This window comes from Candidatus Methylomirabilota bacterium, assembly GCA_036002485.1.
GTDB lineage: Bacteria > Methylomirabilota > Methylomirabilia > Rokubacteriales > CSP1-6 > AR37.
In genome coordinates this window covers 1-6,897 of record DASYTI010000193.1, presented here as the reverse complement: position 1 = coordinate 6,897, position 6,897 = coordinate 1, and the positions used below count along the sequence as shown (strand labels likewise).

Sequence of the window (6,897 nt, the reverse complement as noted above, 5' to 3'; positions counted from 1 at the left end):
GGCTGTTCGCCCATTAAAGCGGTACGTGAGCTGGGTTTAGAACGTCGTGAGACAGTTCGGTCCCTATCTGTCGCGGGCGTAGGAGGTTTGAGGGGAGCTGCCCCTAGTACGAGAGGACCGGGGTGGACGGACCTCTAGTGTGCGAGCTGTTCCGCCAGGAGCACCGCTCGGTAGCTATGTCCGGCAGGGATAAGCGCTGAAGGCATCTAAGCGCGAAACCCGCCTCAAGATGAGACCTCCCAGGGCGTAAGCCCTCTGAAGGCCCCTGGAAGATTACCAGGTTGATAGGCCGCAGGTGTAAGCGCCGTAAGGCGTTCAGCTTAGCGGTACTAATCGGCCGTGCGGCTTGACCACGTTGCACTCATAACTTCGACGTCGCTCGTCGCTTGGCTGCACTCGAGAATCAACGTATTCAATTGACGCCAGATTCCCGGTGGCGTTGCCGGAGGGGCCACACCCGTTCCCATCCCGAACACGGAAGTTAAGCCCTCCAGGGCCGATGGTACTGCGCTGGTAACGGTGTGGGAGAGTAGGTCGTTGCCGGGGTAATAATGAATCGAAGGGGGCCTCGATGGCCCCCTTCGAGCATCCCCCTTCGATGGCGCCGGCGAAGCCGGCGCTCGAACTTAGGCGCCTGAGCCGAAGAGGCCCGGGCGCTATTCTTTTGTCCGGAAGCGCGGTCAGACGATGAGGCGGACGAGGTCGATCATGGCCTGGCGCGCCCAGAAATAGACGGGGCCTACGATCTTTTGCGTCGCGCCCGTGAAGACCAGGAGCAAGAGCATGAACATCCCGTACTGCTCGAGCAGGCGCACGAGCCCGGCGGCGCTCCTGGGCAGCAGGTAGCCGAGGAAGTGTCCCCCGTCGAGAGGTGGGATCGGGATCAGGTTGAAAATTCCGAGAAGGAGATTGAAGCGGAAGACGTGGGACATGATCACGCTCAGAAGATCTGGGAGGGCGCCCGCCTGTCCGAGAATCCTGAGGAGAACCAACGCGCCGAACGCGGCCAGGAAATTCGCGATGGGCCCCGCCGCGGCCACCCAGGTCATGTCCCGCACGGGGTGCGCCAGGTTCTGCGCATTCACGGGCACCGGCTTGGCCCAGCCGAAGCCGCTCAGCACGAAACAGAGGGCGCCCAGAGGGTCGAGGTGCGGCAATGGATTCAGGGTGATCCGTCCGAGCCGGCGCGCGGTGGGGTCGCCCAGGCGATCGGCCACGAGGGCATGGGCCAGCTCATGGACGGTGACGGCGATGAGCAGCGCGGGGAGCATGAGAACAAGACGCTGAAGGAAAGCGGCCGGGTCGGCGAAGAGATCGGTCATTCAGCCCGCTGCGGCGATCTGTCGTCGGGCGGCAGCTCGTCGGGCAGGGGATCGCCCGCCACACGATAGCGCTCATCCAGCCACCGGCCGAGATCGATCAGGCGGCACGCGAGCGAGCAGAACGGGCGCTGGGGATTCCCACGCCAGGCGGCCCGGGCTCCGCACGCGGGACAGGAGACCGTCGGCTCCGCGCCGGGCTGCTCGGATTTCACGGCCGCATGGTAGCCACCGCTGTTTCCCCTGTCAAACTGGACCGGCCGTTGACATCCCGCGCCGGGCGAGCGACCATGAAGTGTGTTTCGGCTGCTTCCCCGCGACGAGAAATTCTTCGAGCTCTTCGAGCAGCAGGCCGGCCATATCGTGTCGGCGTCCCGGGTTCTCGAGGAGCTGACCCTGGACTACCCGAGCGCCCCCGCCAAGGTCCAGCAGATACGCGACCTCGAACATGCGGGCGATGCCCTCACCCACGAGATGGTCCGACGGCTCAACACCACCTTCGTCACGCCAATCGACCGTGAGGATATCTATGCCCTGGCTAACCGGCTCGACGACGTGCTGGACCTCATCGACGCCGTGGCCGACCGTCTGGCCCTGTACAAGATCAAGGTCCCCACGGACGGATGTATGGCCATGGCGAAGATCATCGTGAAGACGGCGGAGGCGACGGACCGCGCCGTACACTGCTTGCGCACTCTTTCGCCCCTCTACCACAAGCACGCCATCGAGGTGAACCGTCTCGAGAACGAGGCCGACCGCCTGCTGCGCGACGAGCTGGCCGCCCTCTTCGAGGGCAATACGGATCCCATCGAGATCATCAAGTGGAAAGAGCTGTACGAGACGATGGAGTCCGTCACCGACCGCTGCGAAGACGTGGTGAACGTGATCGAGGGCATCACGCTCAAGATGGCCTGAGCCGGGCGCCCCACCCGGACATGAGCGGAGCCGTCCTGCTGGTGGCGTTCATCATCGCGGTGGCGCTGGTCTTCGACTACATCAATGGCTTTCACGATGCCGCCAACTCCATCGCCACCGTCGTCTCCACGCGGGTGCTCACGCCCATGCAGGCGGTGGCCTGGGCGGCCTTCTTCAACTTCGTGGCGGCCTTTGGCTTTGGCGTCCAGGTGGCGAAGACGGTAGGGAAGGGCGTCGTCCAGCCCGCCGTGGTGGACCAGTGGGTCATCCTGGGCGCCCTCACCGGTGCCATCGCGTGGAATCTCATCACGTGGTACTACGGCATTCCTTCGAGCTCATCCCATGCCCTGATCGGCGGCTTCGCCGGCGCGGCCGTGGCCAAGGCGGGGTGGGGCGCGCTGATCCCCGCCGGGCTTCTCAAGATCGCCGTCTTCATCGTGCTCGCTCCCGTGACCGGTATGATCCTCGGCTTCGTCCTCATGGTGGCCACCTTGTGGATCTTCCGCGGCGCCCGTCCCAGTCGCGTGGACGCGCTCTTCCGCCGCCTCCAGCTCGTCTCGGCGGCCTTCTACAGCCTTGGTCACGGCACCAACGACGCCCAGAAGACCATGGGCATCATCGCCATCCTGCTCTTTTCAGGCGGATACCTCGGCCCAGAGTTCTACGTCCCGTTCTGGGTCGTTCTGGCCGCGCACGCCGCCATCGCGCTGGGCACCATGTCCGGCGGCTGGCGCATCGTCAAGACCATGGGCATGCGGCTGACCAAGCTGCGCCCGGTCGGCGGGTTTTGCGCGGAGACGGCGGGGGCGGTGATGCTCATCGGCACCGCGGTCGGGGGCATTCCGGTCAGCACTACGCACACCATCACCGGCTCCATCATGGGCGTGGGCGCCACCCAGCGCGTCTCGGCGGTGCGCTGGGGTCTCGGCGCCCGCATCGTATGGGCATGGATCCTCACCATCCCGCTGTCGGGCATCATCGCGGCGGTGACGTGGTTCATTCTGCCGCGCGGATGAGACGGCGCAGCTCCGCGGCCGCCGCCGTCGGTGTTCTGCTCCTCGCCCCCGTGGCATGGACGCTGGCCCATCTTCCCGTGCGGCTCGGCCTGTGGCTGGGCCGCCGGGTTGGGGACGTGGCCTGGGTCGTGCTGGCTCCGCGCCGCGCGGTCGCGCTCGACAACCTGCGTCTGGCTTTCCGCGCGGAGCGCGGTCCGGGGGAGCTCCGTCACATCGGCCGCCGATCGTTCCAGCACCTGGGTATGAATCTGATCGAGGCCTGCGTCCTGATGTTCCGGCCCGCGGACGTTCTCCTCTGTCGCGTGGAGATCGACGGCCTCGAGCACTTGAAGGACGCCGCCGTGCAGGGGCGTGGCGTCCTCCTCCTCACCGCGCACCTCGGCAACTGGGAGCTTCTGGCCGCGGCTCACCCCCTGACCGGCCTGCCCCTCTCCGTCGTGCTTCGGCCGCTCGACCAGCCGCAGCTCGGCCGGGTGGTGGAGCGGCTCCGCCGTCGTACGGGCGCCGAGCTCATCAGCAAGCGTCGCGCGCTTCGTGATGTCCTGGACGCTCTCCGGCGCGGCCGCATGGTCGGGGTCCTCCTCGACCAGAACGCCACGCGCGCGGAAGGGATTTTCGTTCCCTTCTTCGGTACGCCCGCGTCGACATCGCGGAGCCTGGCCGTGCTCGCGCTGCGCACGGAGGCTCCCGTGGTGCCGGTATTCATCCGGCGCCTGGAGGGCGGGCGTCACCTGATCGAGGTCCGGCCGATTCTCCCGCCGCCAGAGGGAGACGTGGTGGCTTTCACCACCCGCTTCAACGAGACGATCGAGGCGGCGATCCGGCGCGCGCCCGAGCAATGGTTCTGGCTGCACCGGCGGTGGAAGACACGACCTCGTCCGGAGATCGCCTGATGCGCGGGGGCGCGGTGGCCGCGGCGGCGGGACTGCTGGTCTCCCTGGCCCTCACCTCGAGCGCGGCGGATCTCCGCACGATGACGGCACCATATCTGACGGCGCGCGAGCGGGGGGCCGTGGGCGCCGTGGCGGGCCGCGCGTATGAGGAGTCCCGCCGCACGGGCCAGGAGCCCCGGCCCTACGCGGGCGTGTCGGTGCTTCTCCTGCCCCGCTCGTCCGGTTTCGAGAGCGAGCTGGCCGCCATCAAAGCGGGCCGCCGCGAATCCACGGAGCGATTTCTCGACGCCGACCCCAAGATCCGGGCCGCGCGCGCTTCGTTCGAGCAGGCGCTGATCGAGACGGGCGGCGGCGCGCTGCTGAAGGGTGAGCTGACGAATGACGCTGGCCTCTTCCGTCTTGTCGACGTACCCGAAGGCGCCTGGACGCTCCTCGCCTGGCAGGAAACGGCGAGCCGTCAGAAACCGCCCGCCCTCACGCGGAGCGAGGCCACGCGCTTTCCGGATCGATCAGCGGTGCTTGGATCCTTCACGGTGATCTACTGGCTCTTGCCCGTCGACGTCAAGGCTGGCGAGGAGACACAGGTGCGACTGCATGATCGCAATGTGTGGCTCACCGCCATCCGCGAAGACCGGAGCGCGCGAGATCCCGAGAAACGCACCGCCCCGGGAAAACAGCAGGGCGCCAACCCCCGGTAACGCGAGGGCGGCGCCCTGAATGACGCTCTGTCGCTGGATCGACGCTACTTCTTGTCCTTGTCCATCTTGTCCTTGTCGCCCATCTTGTCCTTGTCGCCCTTCTTGTCCGTCTTGTCGCCCTTCTTCTTGGCGGCCTTCTTGTCGGCCTTCTTGTCCTTGTCGTCCTTCTTGTCCATCTTGTCCTCGGCCTTGGGGGCCGGGGTCTGAGCAGCGGCAAAGCCAGCGGTGCCGAAAGCGAAGGCAATGCCCATCACCAGGGCAATGATCTTTTTCATGTGGTTGTCACCTCCTTTCGGCATTTCCTCTGACTCCACGTCAAATCCAGCTTAGTTTGCGCGCGGTTACGATACGGGCAGCCCAACGGGCCTGTCAAGAACTATCTGGCTTCTTTGGCCCCGATGCGAGGTTGACCCGGTTTGTCTCACCGTGGTAAAACCGCTCAAGCCTCCCCTCCAATGTCCTTCGATCATCGATCCAGGCTGAGCGGTCTCCTTCTCCTCTGCCTGGCCGGCCTCGGCCTCCCGGGACCGGCCGGGGCGGAGGAGGGGTTCCCTCCGCTGAGATCGGCCGGCGCTCCTCCCATCGAAGGCCGGGCTCTCGAGCCGTCCCAAGGGGAGGCCATGTTGTCCCCGGTCGCCGACAGTGCTCTGCAGTCCCAGGAGCCTGACCCGATCCTGCCGGGCCTTGAAGCCAATCCGTACTCCTCTGACGAGCCCCGGGCACGGCCATTCAGTGAGCCTGAGCCCCCACCCGCCGCTGCGCCCTTGCTCATACGGGACAATGCCGAGGTTCGGCGCTACCTCGAGGAGTTCCAGACCGGGTATCGCCGGACTCTTGTCGAGCGCTGGCTCGGCCGTTCGGGTCGATATGCCGAGATGATCCAGGGCGTCTTGCGCAGCAAGGGGTTGCCCGAGGACCTCATGTTCACGGTCATGATCGAGAGCGGCTTCAACCCGGTGGCCGTCTCCCGCGCGGGCGCCAAAGGCCTCTGGCAGTTCATGGCCCCGACGGCGCGGCGCTACGGGCTCCGCGTGGATCGCTGGGTGGACGAGCGCTTCGATCCCGAGAAGTCGACGGTGGCGGCGGCCAGCTACCTCCGGGACCTCCATGCGATGTTCGGCTCCTGGGAGCTCGCCAAGGCCGCCTACAATGCCGGAGAGATGAAGGTGATCCGGGCGATGAAGGCGATGAAGACGAGCGACTTCTGGGAGCTCACGCGTAGCAGCGTGCTGCGCGACGAGACCAAGAACTTCGTCCCCGCCATCCAGGCCGCCACCCTCATCGGCCGTCAGCCCGAACGGTACGGCTTCGTGGCCATCTTCGCCGAGCCGCTCGCCTACGAGCAGGCGTCCGTGCCGGCCGTGACGACCCTCAAGCGTATCGCCGCCCTCGCTGGCGTGGCCACGGATGAGCTCGAGGACCTCAACCCGGAGCTCAGGTTGAAGCAGACACCGCCGGGCGGCGCGTACTTGCTCAAGTTCCCCTCGGGCGCCGCGCAGCGCTTCAGCGAGGCTCGCTTCCGGGAGCGCGCGATAGCGAGCGCGGGCCGAGCCCAGCCCGGCCCGTCTGAAATCCATGTCGTGAAACCTCGAGAGACCATGAGCGGTATCGCCAGGCGCTACGGCCTCTCCGCGGCCGAGCTGGCCCGGCGGAACGACCGCAATGAAGCCGCGCGTATCCACCCCGGCGACAAGCTCCGTATCGCCGCCGCCTCTCTCGTCGACTAGCGCGAGACCGTGAAGGTCGAGGTCCAGCTCTTCGCCACGCTCCAGCCCTATCTGCCGGCAGGTGCCGATGGCGACCATGCCTCTCTCGAGCTGCCGGCGGGCAGCACCGTGGCGCAGGTCCAGGCCGCCCTCCACATTCCCGCCGATCTCCCGTGCCTCACGGTCGTGAACGGACACGACGCCGAGCCGGATCAGGTGCTCGTTCCCGGCGACGTCGTCGCCATGTTTCCACCCCTCGCGGGCGGCTGAAAAAGGCCCATCTGCTTCGTTGGCGCCCTCCGCCGCAGGTTCAACGTACAGAGAGTACGCCTCACCTGCGGCCATCGGGC

At 66.7% G+C, this 6,897-nt stretch carries 9 protein-coding genes and 2 rRNA genes; 8 read left to right on the top strand and 3 right to left on the bottom strand.

Annotated features, from left to right (window positions below; all coding sequences use genetic code 11):
* Positions 1-354, top strand: a 23S ribosomal RNA gene (locus VGT00_17510); the annotation flags it as partial.
* A 75-nt stretch (positions 355-429) separates the two neighbouring features.
* Positions 430-546, top strand: a 5S ribosomal RNA gene (rrf, locus tag VGT00_17505).
* 134 nt (positions 547-680) lie between these two features.
* On the opposite strand, the gene VGT00_17500 is transcribed toward rrf, so the two are convergent.
* Complete coding sequence (locus VGT00_17500; GenBank protein ID HEV8533223.1) at positions 681-1,322, bottom strand: site-2 protease family protein; 642 nt, start codon at positions 1,320-1,322, stop codon at positions 681-683.
* On the bottom strand, positions 1,319-1,534 hold the full coding sequence (yacG, locus tag VGT00_17495) for a DNA gyrase inhibitor YacG (GenBank protein HEV8533222.1): 216 nt from the start codon (positions 1,532-1,534) through the stop codon (positions 1,319-1,321). Before yacG ends, VGT00_17500 begins: the two co-directional genes overlap by 4 nt.
* Positions 1,535-1,616: 82 nt before the next feature.
* Here yacG and VGT00_17490 point away from each other — a divergent pair, with 82 nt between their 5' ends.
* From VGT00_17490 to VGT00_17475, 4 genes are read left to right on the top strand one after another with little or no spacing between them, the layout of a single operon-like run.
* A complete protein-coding gene (locus VGT00_17490; protein HEV8533221.1) occupies positions 1,617-2,234 on the top strand; it encodes a DUF47 family protein in 618 nt (205 codons plus the stop codon).
* Positions 2,235-2,254: 20 nt separating this feature from the next.
* Positions 2,255-3,250: an inorganic phosphate transporter gene (locus VGT00_17485; GenBank protein ID HEV8533220.1), complete on the top strand. Its 996-nt coding sequence runs from the start codon at positions 2,255-2,257 to the stop codon at positions 3,248-3,250.
* On the top strand, positions 3,247-4,143 hold the full coding sequence (locus tag VGT00_17480; protein ID HEV8533219.1) for a lysophospholipid acyltransferase family protein: 897 nt from the start codon (positions 3,247-3,249) through the stop codon (positions 4,141-4,143). Before VGT00_17485 ends, VGT00_17480 begins: the two co-directional genes overlap by 4 nt.
* On the top strand, positions 4,143-4,841 hold the full coding sequence (locus VGT00_17475; protein HEV8533218.1) for a hypothetical protein: 699 nt from the start codon (positions 4,143-4,145) through the stop codon (positions 4,839-4,841). The genes VGT00_17480 and VGT00_17475 overlap by 1 nt, the downstream gene beginning before the upstream one ends.
* A gap of 44 nt (positions 4,842-4,885) precedes the next feature.
* Here the strand turns inward: VGT00_17475 and VGT00_17470 are convergent, their stop codons facing one another.
* Positions 4,886-5,116, bottom strand: a complete 231-nt coding sequence (locus tag VGT00_17470; protein HEV8533217.1) for a hypothetical protein — start codon at positions 5,114-5,116, stop codon at positions 4,886-4,888.
* A 489-nt stretch (positions 5,117-5,605) separates the two neighbouring features.
* Between VGT00_17470 and VGT00_17465 the strand changes: the two genes are divergently transcribed.
* Both VGT00_17465 and VGT00_17460 read left to right on the top strand, forming a co-directional pair.
* Positions 5,606-6,568, top strand: a complete 963-nt coding sequence (locus tag VGT00_17465; GenBank protein HEV8533216.1) for a transglycosylase SLT domain-containing protein — start codon at positions 5,606-5,608, stop codon at positions 6,566-6,568.
* 9 nt (positions 6,569-6,577) lie between these two features.
* Positions 6,578-6,817: a MoaD/ThiS family protein gene (locus VGT00_17460; GenBank protein ID HEV8533215.1), complete on the top strand. Its 240-nt coding sequence runs from the start codon at positions 6,578-6,580 to the stop codon at positions 6,815-6,817.
* Positions 6,818-6,897 lie beyond the last annotated feature (80 nt).

Bases quoted from the DNA above. Each gene is read 5' to 3' on its own strand.
- VGT00_17500 (HEV8533223.1), bottom strand. From the start codon at position 1,322: ATGACCGATCTCTTCGCCGACCCGGCCGCTTTCCTTCAGCGTCTTGTT.
- VGT00_17475 (HEV8533218.1), top strand. From the start codon at position 4,143: ATGCGCGGGGGCGCGGTGGCCGCGGCGGCGGGACTGCTGGTCTCCCTG.
- VGT00_17480 (HEV8533219.1), top strand. From the start codon at position 3,247: ATGAGACGGCGCAGCTCCGCGGCCGCCGCCGTCGGTGTTCTGCTCCTC.
- VGT00_17470 (HEV8533217.1), bottom strand. From the start codon at position 5,116: ATGAAAAAGATCATTGCCCTGGTGATGGGCATTGCCTTCGCTTTCGGC.
- VGT00_17485 (HEV8533220.1), top strand. From the start codon at position 2,255: ATGAGCGGAGCCGTCCTGCTGGTGGCGTTCATCATCGCGGTGGCGCTG.